The organism is Hyphomonas sp. UBA3601 (assembly GCF_002375605.1).
Taxonomy (GTDB): Bacteria; Pseudomonadota; Alphaproteobacteria; order Caulobacterales; family Hyphomonadaceae; genus Hyphomonas.
In genome coordinates this window covers 62,238-62,903 of the sequence record NZ_DFME01000144.1, presented here as the reverse complement: position 1 = coordinate 62,903, position 666 = coordinate 62,238, and the positions used below count along the sequence as shown (strand labels likewise).

Annotated in this window: 2 pseudogenes; one reads left to right on the top strand and one right to left on the bottom strand. The window is 54.7% G+C overall.

The annotated features are described in order from the left end of the window. Window positions 1-305 (top strand): annotated as a pseudogene (locus B4F73_RS16360) (serine hydrolase); the annotation flags it as partial. Here the strand turns inward: B4F73_RS16360 and B4F73_RS16355 are convergent. Continuing rightward, window positions 302-666: pseudogene (locus B4F73_RS16355) on the bottom strand (hypothetical protein); the annotation flags it as partial. The pseudogenes B4F73_RS16360 and B4F73_RS16355 overlap by 4 nt on opposite strands.

The following is a 666-nucleotide window of genomic DNA, read 5'->3' as shown; positions in this document are numbered from 1 at the left end:
TGAATGGCGGGGTGATCGACGGGGAATCGGTCGTACCGAAAGGTTGGTTCAAGGAAGCTACTGAGCCACGTATGGCGGGATCCGACCCATTGAACTACGGGTATATGTGGTGGCCCGTGCCTGACCGCGACGGTGATTTTAAGGAAGGCGCATTCAGCGCACGGGGAATCTTCGGGCAATATATCTATGTCAATCCCAGTCGTGGAATTGTGCTGACCGTTCTGAGTTGCCGGTCGAAGCCAAAATTCTCGGAAGCGATCCTGGATAATGATTTCTTCAATGCCGCTGTGGATGCGCTGAGCTAGCTGCCTGGCTTGAACTGAGGCGTGTCCTTGGCGATCGTATTGGTCAGCCATTGACGGAATTTTCGCAAGCTTGGTTCGTTCCAACGATCGTGACGGGCGATCAAAACATAGTCGCCCCGCCTTGCTGGAAAAGTCGGATTATCCTTGCCGATCCAGACCAGGTCGCCTCTTGTAAGGTGCTTTTCGGCGAGCAAGGGGTTGGTCAGGGCAATGCCCCGTCCGTGGCGGGACGCATCGCTCGTCAAGTTGCCCTGCCACAGGCGAGGACCTTTGAGCCCATCGGCACAATCGACGCCAAGAGAGTTCAGCCAGATTTCCCAAGTTTCGGTTGTATTCTCATGAAGCAACTGATGATTGAGCA